Here is a 16,089-nt window from a genome sequence, read left to right as displayed (position 1 = left end):
ACCCCCGAGCATCCCGAACCGCCCACGACGCACGTTCCGGATCGCTCGCACATCGGCTCTGGGAACCCCTTCCCGCCGGCCATCGCAACACACTCGAACCCGTCGAGGCATCAGCTCCGGGTTCCTCCCGAAGGACACGTCACCATGTCGAACACCGCTCTTCTCGCCCAGCCCACCGCCGTCCGCCACCTCCACGCCGTCGAGACGCCCGCCCCCGTCACCCCGGCTCCGACCACCGGCAGCATCCCGGTCGGCACCGCGCCGCGCGGTTTCGCGCTGTACGTCGGCATCGACGAGGCCAAAGCCGCCGCCGACGGCGTCTCGCTGTCGACGCTGGTCGAGGCGCTGCGCCGCACGCTCGGCGAGCTCGCCCCACACGCCGAGACCTACGCGACCGTCGCGCTGGCGCCCGTCGGCGCCGGCGGCCGTGACGTCGACGTCGTCCGCCTCGCCCTGCACGAGCCGAGCGCCGTCGCACGCACGAAGAACGAGCAGCCCGAGGAGGACCACGTCCCCGGCGGCGTCACCATCGACATCTCCCGCCGCCGCGTGCACATCGACGGCGAGTCGGCGGCCCTCACGTTCAAGGAGTTCGAGCTGCTGCAGTACCTCGTGCTCCGCGAGGGCCGCACGATCGAGCGGACCGAGCTGGTCTCGTCGCTGTGGAGCCACGCCGACGCCGATGAGGCGCCGGGCGAGCGCACCATCGACGTGCACGTGCGGCGCCTGCGCGCCAAGCTCGGCCGCTACGAGGACGTCGTGCGCACTGTGCGGGGCATCGGCTACCGGTTCGACCGTCACGCCGACGTCGTCATCCGCTACGGCCACGGCACACCTTCGCCCGACCGCTTCTGAGCGTTGCCGCCCGCGGCGGCCCGCGCCGGCCCGCCGCTGGATTCGGCAGTCGCTCCGGCACGGTCATCACACCGAACACCCGCCACAACCGACTGCCGAACCGGGGCGCGGCGGATTCAGCAGTCGCTCGGGCACGGTCATCACACCGAACACCCACCAGAACCGACTGCCGAACCCGGGGCGCGGCGGGGTTGGACCGCGAGGGATGTCGGTGGCGGTCGCTTAGGCTGACGGCATGACGAGCGGGGTGCGGATGCCGACGCAGACGCGCGATCCGCGCGCCGCGCCCGATCGGCCCCTGGAGACCGAGTACCGACCCCGCGTCGCGATCGACGCCCGCCGGGCGATCGCGTATCAGCAGCGCGGCGCGCACGATCCCTCGCACACCGTGCACGAAGGCATCATCTGGCGGGTGAGCCGCACTCCCGAGGGCGTCGCGACGCTCGCGATCCGCGTCAAGCGCGACCGTGTCCGCGGCGCGGCCTGGGGCCCAGGGGCGGAATGGGCGCTGCAGCAGCTTCCCCGCCTGTGCGGCGCGGCGGACGATCCCGACGGGTTCGAGGCCGACCGGCATCCGCTCATCGCCGACGTCCACCGCCGCCACCCGGCGCTGCGCATCGGGCGCACCGACCTCGTCTTCGACGCGCTGGCCAGCGCGATCTTCGAGCAGAAGGTGACGGGGCTTCAGGCCTTCGGGGCGTGGCGCATGATCCTGACCTGGTGCGGCGAGCGCGCGCCGGGACCGACGCCGCGGCCCATGTTCGCGCCGCCCGCGGATTGGCGTCTGATCCCCAGCTGGACGTGGCATCGCGCCGGGCTCGAGCCGCCGCAGGCGAAGACGGTCGTGTCCGCGGCGGCACGGCGCGCCTCGATCGAGCGCGCCGCGGCATCCGCGACGGACGGCGATGCACGCGACCGCGTCTTCACGAGCCTGCCGGGCGTCGGCGTCTGGACGAGCGCGGAGGCCCGCATCCGCGCCTTCGGCGATGCCGACGCCGTCAGCGTCGGCGACTACCACCTGTGCCATCAGGTCGGGTACGCCCTGACCGGCCGTCGGGTGGACGATGACGGCATGTGCGCGCTGCTCGAGCCGTGGCGCGGCCACCGTCAGCGGGTCATCCGCCTGATCGGGCTGAGCGGCGCCGTCGAGCCGCGCCGCGGGCCGCGTCTGGCGCCCGAGGACCACCGGGGCCGCTGACCTGCGACTCAGTAGTAGACCGCGAGGCGGCCGCGCGGGCCGTCGACCACCTCGACGGGCGTGTCGAAGATGCCGGTGAGCACATCGCCGCGGATGATCTCGTCGGGCGTCCCGAACGCGACCACCTGCCCGTCTTTCATCGCGCACACCCGGTCGGCGTAGTGGCCCGCGAAGTTGATGTCGTGCAGCACCACGACGATCGTGCGGCCGAGTTCGGCGGCGGCGCGGTGCAGGTGGCGCATCATCTGCACGGCGTGCTGGATGTCGAGGTTGTTCAGCGGCTCGTCCAGCAGCACGTAGTCGGTGTCCTGCGCGAGCACCATCGCGACGTAGGCGCGCTGACGCTGACCGCCGGACAGCTCATCGAGGTAGCGACCCTCGAGTCCCTGCAGCCCCAGGAAATCGATCGAGCGGTCGATGACGGCCTCGTCGGCGAGGGTGAGACGGCCCTGCGAGTGAGGGTAGCGGCCGAAGCCGACGAGCTGACGCACCGTGAGCCGCGTCACGAAGTGGTTCTCCTGCCGAAGCACGGCGACCACCTTCGCGAGCTCCCGCGATTTCGTCGAGGCCACGTCGTGTCCCGCGATCGAGACGGTCCCGGCATCCGCGTCGAGAAGACGGCCGATGATCGTCAGCAGCGTCGACTTGCCGGCGCCGTTCGGGCCGATGAGCGCCGTGATGCCGCCGGCCGGCAGGTCGAGGTCCACCGGGCCGATCGAGACCTCGGTGCTGTAGCGCTTCTCGACGGCGGTGAGCGAGATCACAGGCGCCCCTTTCGCAGGAGGTGGATGAGGAAGAAGGTGCCGCCGACGATCTCGACGATGATGCCGACCGACCCGGCCGCGTAGAAGACGTGCTTGAGCACGAAGTACGCGCCGCCCAGCACGACGAAGCCCACGAGCCACGACATCGCGAACATCCGTCGGTGGTCGTACGTGTCGGCGAGCTGATAGGTGACCATCGCGACGAGGAACCCGAAGAACGTCATGGGCCCGATGAGCGAGGTCGACACGGCCATGAGGATCGAGACCATCAGCAGCGCGAGGATCGAGTCGCGCCGCTGCGGCGCCCCGAGTCCGAGCGCGATGGGGCGGCCGAGGGCGAGGACGTTCAACCGCCGCGCACCCCACCACAGCCCGGCGGCGGCCAGCACCATGAGCGGCACCGCGATGGGCAGGTAGGTGACATCCGCGTTGGCGACGCTGCCGATGAGGCGCGCGGTCAGCAGGTCGAACTCGGTCGGAGTGAGCAGGCGCTGCATGAAGGTCGAGAACGCCGCGAGCGCGCCGCCGAGGATGATTCCCACGAGCAGCATGATCTGCACGTTCGCGTACCGGCCTGACAGCAGCCAGCCGTAGAGGATGCCGGAGAAGAGGAGCATCACGAGGATCTGCAGCAGATAGGGCCCGGCGCCCTGGACCATGAGCGCACCGGCGGCACCGAAGAAGAAGATCGCCGCGGTTGAGATCGCCGTGTACAGCGACTCGAATCCCATGAGCGAGGGCGTCACGATGCGGTTGGCGGTGACCGTCTGGAACGTGATCGTCGCCAGCGACTGGCAGATCGCCACGATCACGATCACGACGACGCTCGACACGCGCAGCTGCGCGATGCGCCAGAAGCCGTCGCTGCCCGCGGGGGCGGGGTTGTCCCACACGAGGATGCCGAGGGCGATCGCCGCCGCGAGGACGGCGAGCACCGCGAGCGTCACGGTGAAGCGGCGGGCGTGGGCCGCGGTCGGGAAGGAGCCGGTGCGGCGCACCGGTGCAGGCGGCGCAGGCGGCACAGAGGTGAGGATGTCAGGCACGGCGACGCTGCCTCAGCAGAAGGGCGATGAACACGACGGAGCCGACCATCGCGAGGATGAGTGAGACCGGTACCTCGAACGGCATGTTGATGACTCGGGCGACGATGTCGCACGCCGTGATGAGGGCGATGCCGCCCAGCGCGACCCAGGGGAGGTTGGAGCGCAGGTCGTCGCCGCGGATCAGCGACACCACGTTCGGCACGATCAGGCCCAGGAACGGCAGGTTGCCCACGACAACGGTCACCACACCGGAGGCGAGGGCGATGAGGGCGGTGCCGACGAGGACGATTCGCCGGTAGTCGAGGCCGACGCCGGTGGCGACGTCCTCACCGAGGCCGGCGATCGTGAAGCGATCGGCGGCGATGAAGACGGCGACCACGACGATGAGCACGACCCACAGCGGCTCGTACTGTCCGCGCAGGACCGACGTGAACGAGCCCGTGAACCAGATGGCCATGCTCTGCAGCATGTCGGTCGACAGGGCGATGAAGGTCGAGACGGCGCCGACGACGGCGCCGATCATCATGCCGACGATGGGGACGATGATCGACGAGGTCAGCATGACGCGGCGCAGGAAGAAGAAGAAGAGCATCGTGCCCACGAACGCCATCCCGACGGCGCCGATCATGCGGGCCATGAGCGGAGCCTCGGGGAACAGCAGCATCACCAGCAGCAGGCCGAGACCGGCCCACTCGGTGGTGCCGGTCGTCGTGGGCTCGACGAAGCGGTTCTGTGTGAGCAGCTGCATCACGAGGCCGCACATCGCCATCGCGGCGCCCGCGAGGATCAGCCCGACGGTGCGCGGGATGCGGGTGATGAGGAACATCTCGCCGCCGTCGGGCGCGCCCCACACGTCGTACACGCCGACGGCCAGCGACAGGGCGACCAGCAGGGCGACGACGACGAGGCCGCCCACCAGCGGCCACGTGAACAGGCGTCCACGTGACCGCCGGCGGACGCCGACGACGTCGGTCGTCACAGTCATGCGGTTCGGCTCACGCCTCGAGGGCGTCGGCGAGCGCGTTGAAGAACTGCGTGTACGTCTGGATGCCCTCGTTGAGGTAGGTGCCCTGCGGCATGTAGACGATGTGGCCGGCCGTGACGGCCGTGACGTTCTTCAGCGCCTCCGAGGTGCCGATGAGGTCGTTCGCCGGCGTGTAGGCCTCGTCGGTGTTGGCGCTGACCCCGGCATCCCGGTCCATCACGAGGATCCAGTCGGGGTTGGATGCTGCGATCGCCTCGACCGAGATGTCGTCGCCCTGGTGGTCGGTGGAGCCGTCCACCGTGAGCGCGGGCGTGAGGCCGAGGATGTCGAAGACCGGCCCGAGGGTGCGTCCGCTCGTCGGCGCGGCGTAGTTGATCTCGCCGCCCGAGGTGATGACTGCCATGACCGTCTCGGTGCCGTCGTAGGCCGCGGTGACGCGCGCGATCGACTCCTCGAAGTCGGCGACCATCTTCTCCGCCTCGTCCTGCTTGCCGAAGATCTCGCCGAGCACGGTGACCTGGCGCTTCAGCTCCTCATCGAGCGCCTCTCCCTCGCGCGGGTCGAGCTCGACGATGGTCGCATCCGGCACCAGAGTCTGGAAGTCGCCGTAGTAGCTCGCGAACCGCTGTCCGTTGATGATGAGGTCGGGGTCGGCGGCGACGACGGCCTCGAGGTCGGGCTCACCGTGGTTGCCGAGGTTGATGACGTCTGCCCCGTCCTCCTTGTACGACAGGCCCGCCGGGAAGATGTCCAGCGGCGCGGCGACGACCTCGATCCCCCACTCGTCGAGCACGGTGATGGTGCGGTTGTCGGTGGCGACGACGCGCTGAGGCGGCAGCGCGATGGTCTGCTCACCGTGGTTGTCGGTGACGGTCACCGATTCGGGCGCCGCGGTCTCGCTCTCGACGGCGGCCGGGGCGCTGCCGGCGCAGCCGGCGAGGGCGAGCACGCCGGTGACGGCGAGCGCGGGAAGGGACAGACGACGGAACGTACTGCTCATGCGTGATTCTCCTGGGTAGGCGCGGCACGCGTGCGCAGCGGAAGGCGCACGCCGCCTCGCTGTCGGCACAGGGTCGCACGGGCGACCCGACGCAGGTCAGGTTAGCCTAACCTGACCAGGAACCGCCACCTCGCGTCGATCGGCTGGCTCATCGCCTACGAATCGTGGCGCGGCCGCACGCCGAACGACAACGACCCCTGGGACGACGGCGCCCAGCTCTGACTGCGCGACGACCCAGGGCTCTCCCCCGTCAGGGCGCGCTCTCCGGCGGCGCCTCCTCGTCCTCTTCCTGATTGAAGTTCGACGGCTCGTCGGTGTGACCGGCCGCGACGCCGTCGGGGTCGGGCGGGATCGTGCCGTCCTGCCCCAGGCCGCCGGCCTTGCGGGTCACGTCGGTGTCGGTGCTGTCGGGATCGTCCTGTCCCGTGATGTCGCTCATGTCGCATTCCCTTCCGGTGCGGGCGCCGGCGACGGTTCGCCGAGCCTCTCCGTTGCGACGCTACGGATCGACGACGTCGACACGGAGGGGCTTGACCGGCACGAGCCTGCGCGGTAGCCGGGCGCCGGCAGCGCCAAGTGAGGGTACCCTAAGCTCATGACCTCCCCCACCTCCACGCCCTCGTTCACGCTGTCCCGGACCGGGCTCGAGCTGCGCTTCCGCCAGGTGCATCTGGCGGCGCGGCAGTGGCTGACCGCGGATTACGTCCGCATCCGGCTCGAGGGAGCGGACCTGCGCGGGTTCACCTCGCTGGGATCGGACGACCACATCCGCGTGTTCTTCCCCGACACCCCGCCCGCGTCGGTCGAGGAGCTGCGCGCGGCTCCCAGCCGCGAGTACACGCCGTTGGCGTGGGATGCCGACGAGGGATGGCTCGACCTGGAGTTCGCGATCCACGGCGATCAGGGAGTCGCCGCACCGTGGGCTGCGACCGCGGAGATCGGCGCGATCGCCGGCGTCGGCGGCCCCCGGGGTTCGATGCTGATGACGGGACGTCCCGACGGCTGGCTGCTCGCAGGCGATGAGACCGCCGTGCCCGCCATGCGGCGTTTCACGCACCTGATGGACGCCGACGCGGTGGGACGCATCCTCGTGGAGGTGGCGGATGCCGACCACGAGCTGCCCCTCGATGCCCCCGCCGGCGTGGTCGTCGAGCAGGTGCACCGCGGTGGCGCGGCGGCCGGGGCCGCTCTCGCCGCCCGCCTGGATGCGCTGACCGCGGCCGACCGTCCGGCCGGCGATGTCTTCGGCTTCGTCGCGGCGGAACAGTCGATCGTCACGCACGGCCGGGCCCTGCTGCTGGATCGCTGGGGGCTCGACACCGACCATGTCGTGGTCAAGGGCTACTGGAAGCGCGGCACCGACGAGTATCACGCTCCGCACTGAGCCCGCGACCGCCCCTACGATGGGCGCCATGGTCCTGCGCTCCCGCCTGCTCGCGTTCTTCTACCGCGCCCTCGCGGCGCTGATGATCGTCTTCGGCATCGCCCGCGTGTCCGGCCTGTGGACGGCCACGCCGACCTGGTCGTCGTTCACCTATTACACGGTCATGAGCAACGTGCTGTGCCTGGTGTGGATGGTGCTGTCGGCGATCGTCACCGTGCGCGATGCGCAGCGAGACGGATGGACCGGCGTCTCCACGCCGTCCGCCCGCTGGGCGGCGGCGATCATGGAGGCGATCACCGTCACGATGCTCATCTACCTGTTCGTGCTGGTGCCGTCGCTGTTCACTCAGCCGGGCGCGTACGAGCCGTTCACACTGACCGACAACCTCGTGCACATCATCACGCCGATCCTCGTCATCGTGGACTGGCTGCTGTTCGTGCCGAAGGGCAGGCTGCGCGCGTACGACCCGCTGCTGTGGGCCCTCATCCCCTACGCCTACCTCGCGTTCGCCTTCACCTACGGTGCGCTCGGCGGCGAGTTCGCGCCGGGCGTGCGCTACCCCTACCCGTTCATGAACGTCGAGGTCAACGGGCTCGGCGACGTGATCCTGTGGATCGTGGGACTCACCGTCGCCCTCGTCGGGGTCGGCTACGTCTACTACGCCCTCGACCGGCTGCTGGCGCGGGTCGGCGCGCCGCGGCCCGCCGTCGCCCGCGCCTAGCCGGCGAGCCCGTCACATCTCTTCGTGGGTGTCGGGGTCGCCGTCCCACAGCCGCCCGCGCTCGAGCCCGCTGATCGCGCTGACCTCGGCATCCGTCAGCGTGAAGCCGAACACGTCGGCGTTCTCGATCTGACGCGCGGGGTCGGCGGACTTCGGGATGGGCGTCGAGCCCAGCTGCGTGTGCCAGCGGAGGACGGCCTGCGTGGGCGTGACGCCGTGCGCGGCGGCGACGTCGGCGACGACGCGCTCGGTGAGCAGCTCGCTGCGGCGCGCGAGCGGGCTCCAGCTCTCGGTGCGGATGCCGTGCTCGGCGTGGAACGCGCGCAGCGCCGCCTGCGGGAAGTAGGGGTGCAGCTCGACCTGGTTGACGGCGGGGGTGACCCCGGTCTCGTCGATGAGGCGGGTCAGCATCGGCTCGGTGAAGTTCGAGACGCCGACCGAGCCGACCTTGCCTTCGCCCTGCAGCGCGATCATGGCGCGGAACGTGTCGACGTAGCGATCTACGCTGGGGTTCGGCCAGTGGATGAGGTACAGGTCGATCCGGTCGAGCCCGAGTCGCTCGAGCGATCCCTCGGCGCTGCGGATCGTCTCGTCGTAGCCGTGATCGCGGCCGGGCACCTTCGTCGCCACGATGAGCTCGTCGCGGATGCCGCTGCGCCGCGCCGCCTCGCCGACCTCCGCCTCGTTCTCGTAGTTGACGGCCGAGTCGAGCAGCCGGTAACCGCTCTCGATGGCGGCGACGATGGCGGCCGTGCCGTCCTCGCCGCGCAGGTTGTAGGTGCCGAGACCGAGCTCGGGAAAGGCGGTGCCGTCGTTCAGGGTGACCGTGGGAATCGTGACCATGGCCTCCACGCTACGCCCGGTCGACGCGGCGCGGCGCGTGCGGACCGGGGTCACTCCCCGATCAGTTCATCGATCTCGGTGAGGACGCCCGCCTCGGCGTTGGAGCCCGCGCGGAACCGCGCGACGGCAGCCACGTCGGGGTGGGCGTCGGCCATCGCGTACGACCAGTCCGCCGCCTGCAGCAGCTGCAGGTCGTTGAGGTAGTCGCCGAAGGCGGCGGTCTGGGCGGGCGTGACACCGAGAGCGGCCTGCAGGTTCCGCAGGGCCACACCCTTGTTCACGGTCGTGTTCATGATGTCGACCCAGTGCCGGCCCGACACGACGACCTGATGGCTCTCGCGGAGGTCGGCGAACGCCGGCGCCGTGTGCGCCTCGCCGCCGTCGATGTCGAAGATCGCGAGCTTGAGGATCTGGTCCGACACCGCCAGCAGGTCGGGCACGACCTCGAGCCTCGCATAGTACTTCTCGACCTCGGCCACGAACTGCGGCGCGGTGTCCTCGATGTACGCCGAGCGCTTGCCGCACACCACGAGCCCGGCGCGCAGTGCGCCGTCCGCGACGAGGCCGCGCAACCGGGCGACCACGGCGGCCGCGAAGACCGGATCCATCGCGTCGGAGCTGACCTCGGCATCCCCTCTCACGACGTACGCACCGTTCTCGGCGATGTAGTCGAGCTCGGCGTCGACACCGGCGAACATCCGCTGCAGTGTCGCGAGCTGCCGCCCGCTGGCGGGCGCGAACGCGATCTTCCGCTCCCGCAGTCGCTCGAGCAGCGCCCACAGTCCGTCGGGCATCGACCCGTCGGGCCGGAGCAGCGTGCCGTCCATGTCGACGGCGATGAGGCGGATGTCGGGTGCGGTCACCTCCTCATCTTCCCAGTCGCTGCGTAGGGATAACCCGAAGCGCTTCGTCGGGCTGGCTCTGGGGCGGCGCGCGCGGCGCACCCCTACCGTGGAGCCATGACCATCGCCACATCCGCCAGCGGCTCCCCGTCGGTCGCCGCGCCGCCGTCGGTCGCGCGCGCCACGCGGCCCCATCTGGCCTCCCACCTCGGCGCGATCGCCCAGCTGGCGGCCGCCGGCCTCGTCGGCTCGCTCCTGTTCGGCGCACTCGCGACGCTGCTGAGCCTCGGCGTGAGCCTGCTGCTGGTGCTCGGCATCGGCATCCTGTTCCTCCTCGCCTTCCTCTATCTGCTGTGGGCGACCTCGTGGCTCGAGCACGAGCGGGTCGAGGGTCTGTACGGTTTCGGCGTTCCCACGCTGCGCGCACGACGCAGCGGCGTCCCTGGGTTCGGCGGCTGGATGCGCACCCTGTGGCAGCAGTTCATCGACGGGCAGATGTGGCGCGGCGTCGCCAGCGCCGCCATCGCGACGGTGCTCGGCCTCGTCGTGCTACCCACCGTCGCGGGGCTCGTCGCCTCGGTCGGCCTCGCGTTCGCTCCGCTGGGGGCCGCCGACACCGTGCGCGTCCCCGGCACCGGCTTCCAGATCGAGGACGGGTGGGCGGTCGGCCTCGGCGTGCTCGGCGTCGTCATCTCGCTCGCCGTGCTTCTCGGCGTCGCGCTGCTGCACGCCGTGCTCACCCGCGCGATCCTCGTCCCCTCGCAGGAGGCGCAGTTCGCCGCGCAGGCGCAGGTCGCCGGCGCGCAGCGGGCGGGAGCCGTGCGGGCGAGCGAGGTCGAGCGCACCCGCATCGAGCGCGACCTGCACGACGGCGTGCAGCCGCGGCTCGTCTCCGTCGCGATGACCCTGGGTCTCGCCCAGCAGAAGATCGACGACGACCCCGCCGCCGCGAAAGCCCTCGTCGACGAGGCGCACACCTCCACGAAGGCGGCGATCACCGAGCTGCGGCAGCTGGCCCGCGGCATCCACGCCTCTGTCCTGGACGATCGTGGGCTGGATGCCGCGCTCAGCGCGCTCGCGGCCCGCTCCCCCATCCCGGTGCAGCTCGACGTGCGCGTTGAGGGACGCTGCAGCGCGCAGGCCGAGGCCGCCGTGTACTTCGCGATCGCGGAGTCGCTGACGAACGCGGCGAAGCACTCCCGCGGCTCGGAGGCGCGCGTCGTGGTGCGCCGCCGCGACGACGGGACCCTCTGGGCGCGCGTCGAGGACAACGGCATCGGCGGCGCACGGGTGCTACCCGGTGGCGGACTGGACGGCATCACCAACCGCATCCTCGCCGCCGGCGGCACCGCCCGCCTGGACAGCCCGGCCGGCGGACCGACCGCCCTGGAGGTGAGCGTCCCGTGCGCATCCTGATCTGCGAAGACTCCGCCCTGCTGCGCGAAGGACTCGTGCGCGTGCTGGAGGACGCCGGCCACGCGGTCGTCGCCGCCCTGCCCGACGCGTCCGACCTCGACGCCGCCGTGGCGCGGACCGCGCCGGAGCTGTGCATCCTCGACGTGCGCCTGCCCCCGACGTTCACCGACGAGGGCATCCGCGCCGCCCTGGCGCTGCGCGCAGCCGACCCGGCCCTTCCGGTGCTCGTGCTCAGCCAGTACGTCGAGGAGCGCTACGCGAGCGAGCTGATCACCGGTCAGTCGGCCGCGTTCGGCTACCTGCTGAAGGACCGCGTCGCCGACATCCGCGACTTCCTCGCCTCCGTCGAGCGCATCGCGGCCGGCGCCACGGTGCTCGACCCCGAGGTCGTGGCTCAGCTGCTGACCCGCCGGTCCCGCGACGAGCGGATGGCGCGGCTCACCGAGCGGGAGCGCTCGGTGCTCGCGCTGATCGCCGAAGGCAAGAGCAACCAGGCGATTGCCCAGACGCTGTTCGTCAGCGAGGCGAGCGTCGAGAAGCACATCACCTCGCTCTTCCAGAAACTCGACCTCGAGCAGGACGAGCACGGCAACCGCCGCGTGCTCGCCGCGCTCGTCCACCTCGACCACGGCGGCTCCGGCACGGCGCCCCAGAACGGAGCACTCCGATGAGCACGACGACGGCCCTCACCCCGCCGCCGGTGGCCGGCCCGCCCACGACGCCCGGCTCGCCCGGGGCGCCTGGTTCGCCCGAGGGGCCCGGCAGGCCGCCGCGGCGCACCACCGCCCGCGTCATCGCCATCCTCGCGATCGTGGTCGGCGGCATCCTCATCCTCGGCACGGTGACGGCGGGCATCTTCTCCGCGGTCCGCGCCGCGACCCTGCGCACCGAGACGTTCACGGCGGATGCCGCGGGCATCGCCGCGCTCGACATCGACATCTCCGGGGCGTCGCTCACGGTCGAGTACGGCCGCGATGCCGCGCTCACCGTCGACGGCGCCGCGGGCGACTGGCGCTTCGAGCGGGACGGCGACGTGCTGCGCGTGACGAACGAGCGGTCGTGGTGGACGGGCTGGCACTGGGGCGGCACCGATGAGGCTGTGTTGACGCTGCCGTCGGCGCTCCAGCGGACCGCGATCGACGCCGAGTTCGGTGTGAGCGGCGGGGTGCTGCACGCCGACGGGACCTACAAGGACCTGGACATCGAGCTCGCCGCCGGCTCGATCGAGCTGTCGGGCACGGCGCACGACCTCGATGTCGACGCCTCCGCCGGGCGCACCGTCTTCGACCTCGATGACGTCGACACCGCCGACATCATCCTGAGCGCCGGCGCCGTCACCGGCACGCTCACCGGGGAGGCGCCGACCGAGGTGACCGCCGACGTCTCCGCGGGCAGGCTGCAGCTGACCCTGCCCGACACGGCGTACGCCATCGCCTCCGACGTGTCGGCGGGCGAGTTCCGCCACACGCTGACGGAGGACCCCGCCTCGCCGCACCGCGTGAGCGTGCAGGTCTCCGCCGGCGCGGCGATCCTCGACCGCGGCTGATCTCCCCCTCCCTGCCTCGCCGACGGCCGCCTCACCTGACGCACGCGCCTCCGGCCGCGGCGCGCTAGCGTGGGTCCCGTGACCACACCGATCGATGCCACCACCACTTCCGCCTGGGGCGAGCTCACCGCCCGCGCCGACGGGTTCGCCCCCGACCTCCGCCGCTGGTTCGCGGACGATCCCGGACGGGTCGAGCGCCTGACGTTCGATCTCGCCGACCTGCGGATCGACCTGTCGAAGAACCTGGTGGACGACGGCATCCTCGCCTCGCTCGTCAAGCTCGCCGACGAGGTGCACCTCACCGAGCGCCGCGACGCGATGTTCCGCGGCGAGCACATCAACACCACCGAGGACCGCCCCGTGCTGCACACGGCCCTCCGCCGCCCGGCGGGCGCCGAGCCGCGACTGGTCGTGGACGGGCAGGACATCGACGGCGACGTGCAGCGCGTGCTCGACGCCATGACCGCGTTCGCCGAGCGCGTGCGCTCGGGCGACTGGGTCGGCATCACGGGCAAGCGCGTCACGCATGTCGTCAACATCGGCATCGGCGGGTCCGACCTCGGCCCCGCGATGGTCTCGGCGGCTCTCGAGCCGTTCGCGACCGCGGGCATCCAGGCGCGCTTCATCTCCAACATCGATCCCTTCGACCTCGCCCACAAGACGGAGGACCTCGATCCCGAGACGACGCTGTTCATCGTCGTGTCGAAGACCTTCACGACGCTCGAGACGCTCACCAACGCGCGACTCGCGCGCGACTGGCTGTGGTCGGGGCTCGCGGCGTCCGGTGCGATCGACGGGTCCGAGACGCAGAAGACGGATGCCGTGGCGCACCACTTCGTCGCCGTCTCGACGGCCCTCGACAAGGTCGCCGCCTTCGGCATCGACCCCGCGAACGCGTTCGCCTTCTGGGACTGGGTCGGCGGGCGCTACTCCGTCGGCTCGGCGGTCGGCCTGTCACTCGTGCTCGAACTCGGCCCGGACGCCTTCCGCGAGATGCTCGCGGGCCTCCACGCCGTCGACGAGCACTTTGCCACGACGCCGCTGGAGCGCAACGTCCCGGTCCTGATGGGCCTGCTCAACGTCTGGTACACGAACTTCCTGGGCGCGCAGTCCCACGCGGTGCTCCCCTACGCACAGCAGCTGTCGCGCTTCCCGGCGTACCTGCAGCAGCTCACGATGGAGTCCAACGGCAAGCGCGTGCGCTGGGACGGGTCGCCCGTCACGACCGACACCGGCGAGATCTTCTGGGGCGAGCCGGGCACGAACGGCCAGCACGCGTTCTACCAGCTCATCCACCAGGGCACGCGCCTGATCCCGGCCGACTTCATCGGCTTCGTGAACCCGGCGTATCCCCTGACGGATGACGGGCGTGACGTGCACGGCCTGTTCCTCGCGAACTTCCTGGCACAGACGAAGGCGCTCGCCTTCGGCAAGACGGCCGAGGAGGTGAAGGCCGAGGGCACGACGGGCCCCCTCGTCGCTGCGCGCACGTTCCCGGGCAACCGCCCCACGACATCGATCTTCGCGCCCGCACTCACCCCGCGCGTGCTCGGCGAGCTCATCGCGCTGTACGAGCACCTGACGTTCACGCAGGGCGTCGTGTGGGGCATCAACTCGTTCGACCAGTGGGGCGTCGAGCTCGGCAAGCAGCTCGCGCTGCAGATCGCGCCCGCGATCGAGGGCGACGCGGATGCCGCGGCCGCCCAAGACGCCTCGACCCGGGCGCTGCTGGACTACTACCGCGCGCACCGCGCGTAGGGCCGCGGGCCGCGGCATCCGCTCCGCGCGTAGGTCCGCGGCTCGCGCCGCGGCATCCGCCCTCGAGAAACCATTCCGCGCTTGAGAAACCACGCCTGACGTGGTTTCTCAAACCGCAAGTGGTTTTTCGGCGCGCAGGGTGGTTTCTCGAGCCGCGCAATCCCGCCGGCCGCTGCCACCGTTTTCCCGACGGATGCCGCGGCGTAGGGTGACCGCATGGACGGCTTCGCGGCGGTCGACTTCGAGCTCGCGCGGCAGGTGCTGCAGCGGGGCATCGCCGCTCTGTTCCTCGTCGCGTTCGTCTCGAGCCTGAACCAGTTCCGGCCCCTTCTCGGCGAGCGCGGACTGCTGCCGGCGCCGGAGCTGCTCGCGTGGGCGGCCGCGAACCCGTCGCGCGCGAAGCTGCTGCGGCCGACGCTGTTCCGCCGCGTCCGCTACACCGACCGGCGCCTCGTCGCGCTGTGCGCCGCCGGGATCGTCGTCGCGGCGCTGCTCGTCGCCGGGATCCCTCAGCTCGGCCCGCCCTGGCTGCCGATGCTCGCCTTCCTCGCGCTGTGGCTCGGATACATGTCGATCACCTCGATCGGGCAGACCTTCTACGGGTTCGGGTGGGAGATGCTGCTGCTCGAGGCGGGGTTTCTCGCGGCCTTCCTCGGGTCCGATTCCCAGCCGCCGCCCACGGCGGTGATCGTGCTGATGTGGTGGCTGGTGTTCCGCCTGGAGTTCGGCGCCGGAATGATCAAGATCCGCGGCGGGCGGGAGTGGCGCGACCTCACGGCGCTGATGTACCACCACGAGACGCAGCCCATGCCCGGCCCCCTCAGCCGCCAGGCGCACCTCCTGCCGACGTGGTTTCACCGCGGCGAAGTCCTGGGCAACCATTTCGCGCAGCTGATCGTGCCGTGGTTCCTGTTCGCGCCGATCCTGGGGTTGTGGATCCCCGGGCCCTGGCCCGCCGTCGTCGGAAACCTCGCGGCGGCGGTCGTCATCGCGACGCAGCTGTGGCTCGTGCTGACGGGCAACTTCGCATGGCTGAACTGGGCGACGATCGTGCTGGCGTTCTCGGCCGTGTCGGTGCCCGGGTCCGGTGAGCGGATGCCGGATGCCGCGCCGTTCGGCGGCATCCCGCCGTACTGGGTCGTCGTCACCGGTGTCGTGGCGCTCGGGTACGTCGTGCTCAGTGTGCCCGCCGCGCGAAACCTGTTCTCGCGCCGTCAACTCATGAACGCGAGCTTCAATCGGTGGCAGCTCGCCAACGCCTACGGTGCGTTCGGCACGGTCACGAAGGAGCGCATCGAGTACGTCGTGGAAGGGACGACGGATGCCGACCCGGACACCGCCGAATGGCGCGAGTACGCGTTCAAGGGCAAGCCGGGCGACCTCCACCGCATCCCGCGGCAGTTCGCGCCGTATCACCTGCGGCTCGACTGGCTGATGTGGTTCCTCCCGCTCGGGCGGTCGCTCGAGGACTGGTTCACCGCGTTCCTCGTGCGCCTCCTCGAAGCGGATGCCGCGACGTTGCGGATGCTGCACCACGACCCGTTCGGCGGCGCGCCGCCCCGGTGGGTGCGGGTCGTCTCGTACCGCTACCGCTTCACGACGAGGGCCGAGCACCGCGTGTCGGGCGCCGTGTGGTTCCGCGACCGCCGACACGTGCTCGTCCAGCCCCTCGGCTTCGGGAACGCCCGCGACCCCGATCGTTGAGCGACCCCGGGGCGTCCCCGCCGGTCGTTG

General features: G+C 71.2%; 16 protein-coding genes. 9 read left to right on the top strand and 7 right to left on the bottom strand.

Features of this window, described 5'->3' with window-relative positions; all coding sequences use genetic code 11:
- Nucleotides 1–144: 144 nt before the first annotated feature.
- Nucleotides 145–855, top strand: coding sequence for a winged helix-turn-helix domain-containing protein (locus JOD60_RS06060; protein ID WP_076689473.1), 711 nt, complete (start codon nucleotides 145–147; stop codon nucleotides 853–855).
- 235 nt (nucleotides 856–1,090) lie between these two features.
- Nucleotides 1,091–2,053 (top strand): DNA-3-methyladenine glycosylase family protein, encoded by a 963-nt coding sequence (locus JOD60_RS06055; protein ID WP_076689471.1) that lies wholly within the window; start codon nucleotides 1,091–1,093, stop codon nucleotides 2,051–2,053.
- A gap of 8 nt (nucleotides 2,054–2,061) precedes the next feature.
- Here the strand turns inward: JOD60_RS06055 and JOD60_RS06050 are convergent, their stop codons facing one another.
- The 5 genes from JOD60_RS06050 to JOD60_RS06030 all read right to left on the bottom strand — a co-directional run bounded on the left by JOD60_RS06050 (nucleotide 2,062) and on the right by JOD60_RS06030 (nucleotide 6,284).
- On the bottom strand, nucleotides 2,062–2,817 hold the full coding sequence (locus JOD60_RS06050; protein WP_076689469.1) for an iron ABC transporter ATP-binding protein: 756 nt from the start codon (nucleotides 2,815–2,817) through the stop codon (nucleotides 2,062–2,064).
- Nucleotides 2,814–3,860: an iron chelate uptake ABC transporter family permease subunit gene (locus tag JOD60_RS06045; RefSeq protein ID WP_232321710.1), complete on the bottom strand. Its 1,047-nt coding sequence runs from the start codon at nucleotides 3,858–3,860 to the stop codon at nucleotides 2,814–2,816. Before JOD60_RS06045 ends, JOD60_RS06050 begins: the two co-directional genes overlap by 4 nt.
- On the bottom strand, nucleotides 3,853–4,845 hold the full coding sequence (locus JOD60_RS06040; RefSeq protein WP_076689467.1) for an ABC transporter permease: 993 nt from the start codon (nucleotides 4,843–4,845) through the stop codon (nucleotides 3,853–3,855). Before JOD60_RS06040 ends, JOD60_RS06045 begins: the two co-directional genes overlap by 8 nt.
- Before the next feature lie 10 nt (nucleotides 4,846–4,855).
- The gene (locus JOD60_RS06035) at nucleotides 4,856–5,845 is read right to left on the bottom strand and encodes a siderophore ABC transporter substrate-binding protein (RefSeq protein ID WP_076689465.1); all 990 of its coding nucleotides are present in this window, start codon (nucleotides 5,843–5,845) and stop codon (nucleotides 4,856–4,858) included.
- A gap of 250 nt (nucleotides 5,846–6,095) precedes the next feature.
- On the bottom strand, nucleotides 6,096–6,284 hold the full coding sequence (locus JOD60_RS06030; RefSeq protein ID WP_076689463.1) for a hypothetical protein: 189 nt from the start codon (nucleotides 6,282–6,284) through the stop codon (nucleotides 6,096–6,098).
- 156 nt (nucleotides 6,285–6,440) lie between these two features.
- On the opposite strand from JOD60_RS06030, the gene JOD60_RS06025 reads away from it, so the two are divergent.
- Nucleotides 6,441–7,229: a siderophore-interacting protein gene (locus JOD60_RS06025; RefSeq protein WP_076689461.1), complete on the top strand. Its 789-nt coding sequence runs from the start codon at nucleotides 6,441–6,443 to the stop codon at nucleotides 7,227–7,229.
- Nucleotides 7,230–7,257: 28 nt separating this feature from the next.
- Complete coding sequence (locus JOD60_RS06020) at nucleotides 7,258–7,950, top strand: Pr6Pr family membrane protein (protein ID WP_076689459.1); 693 nt, start codon at nucleotides 7,258–7,260, stop codon at nucleotides 7,948–7,950.
- 12 nt (nucleotides 7,951–7,962) lie between these two features.
- On the opposite strand, the gene JOD60_RS06015 is transcribed toward JOD60_RS06020, so the two are convergent.
- Together JOD60_RS06015 and JOD60_RS06010 are read right to left on the bottom strand one after the other, a co-directional pair.
- Nucleotides 7,963–8,793, bottom strand: coding sequence for an aldo/keto reductase (locus JOD60_RS06015; RefSeq protein ID WP_076692079.1), 831 nt, complete (start codon nucleotides 8,791–8,793; stop codon nucleotides 7,963–7,965).
- A 50-nt stretch (nucleotides 8,794–8,843) separates the two neighbouring features.
- Nucleotides 8,844–9,656, bottom strand: coding sequence for a Cof-type HAD-IIB family hydrolase (locus JOD60_RS06010; RefSeq protein ID WP_076689457.1), 813 nt, complete (start codon nucleotides 9,654–9,656; stop codon nucleotides 8,844–8,846).
- A gap of 96 nt (nucleotides 9,657–9,752) precedes the next feature.
- Between JOD60_RS06010 and JOD60_RS06005 the strand changes: the two genes are divergently transcribed.
- The 5 genes from JOD60_RS06005 to JOD60_RS05985 all read left to right on the top strand — a co-directional run bounded on the left by JOD60_RS06005 (nucleotide 9,753) and on the right by JOD60_RS05985 (nucleotide 16,059).
- Nucleotides 9,753–11,051, top strand: a complete 1,299-nt coding sequence (locus JOD60_RS06005) for a sensor histidine kinase (RefSeq protein ID WP_076689455.1) — start codon at nucleotides 9,753–9,755, stop codon at nucleotides 11,049–11,051.
- Nucleotides 11,039–11,722, top strand: coding sequence for a LuxR C-terminal-related transcriptional regulator (locus JOD60_RS06000; RefSeq protein ID WP_076689453.1), 684 nt, complete (start codon nucleotides 11,039–11,041; stop codon nucleotides 11,720–11,722). The genes JOD60_RS06005 and JOD60_RS06000 overlap by 13 nt, the downstream gene beginning before the upstream one ends.
- Nucleotides 11,719–12,597: a hypothetical protein gene (locus JOD60_RS05995; RefSeq protein WP_076689450.1), complete on the top strand. Its 879-nt coding sequence runs from the start codon at nucleotides 11,719–11,721 to the stop codon at nucleotides 12,595–12,597. Before JOD60_RS06000 ends, JOD60_RS05995 begins: the two co-directional genes overlap by 4 nt.
- Before the next feature lie 78 nt (nucleotides 12,598–12,675).
- Complete coding sequence (gene pgi / locus JOD60_RS05990; RefSeq protein WP_076692078.1) at nucleotides 12,676–14,355, top strand: glucose-6-phosphate isomerase; 1,680 nt, start codon at nucleotides 12,676–12,678, stop codon at nucleotides 14,353–14,355.
- A gap of 216 nt (nucleotides 14,356–14,571) precedes the next feature.
- Nucleotides 14,572–16,059 (top strand): lipase maturation factor family protein, encoded by a 1,488-nt coding sequence (locus tag JOD60_RS05985; RefSeq protein WP_076689448.1) that lies wholly within the window; start codon nucleotides 14,572–14,574, stop codon nucleotides 16,057–16,059.
- Nucleotides 16,060–16,089: the final 30 nt, after the last annotated feature.

Origin of the sequence: Microbacterium aurum (assembly GCF_016907815.1) — a bacterium.
GTDB lineage: Bacteria > Actinomycetota > Actinomycetes > Actinomycetales > Microbacteriaceae > Microbacterium > Microbacterium aurum.
The sequence above is the reverse complement of the archived record's forward strand: the minus strand, read 5'-3'. Positions and strand labels throughout refer to the sequence as shown.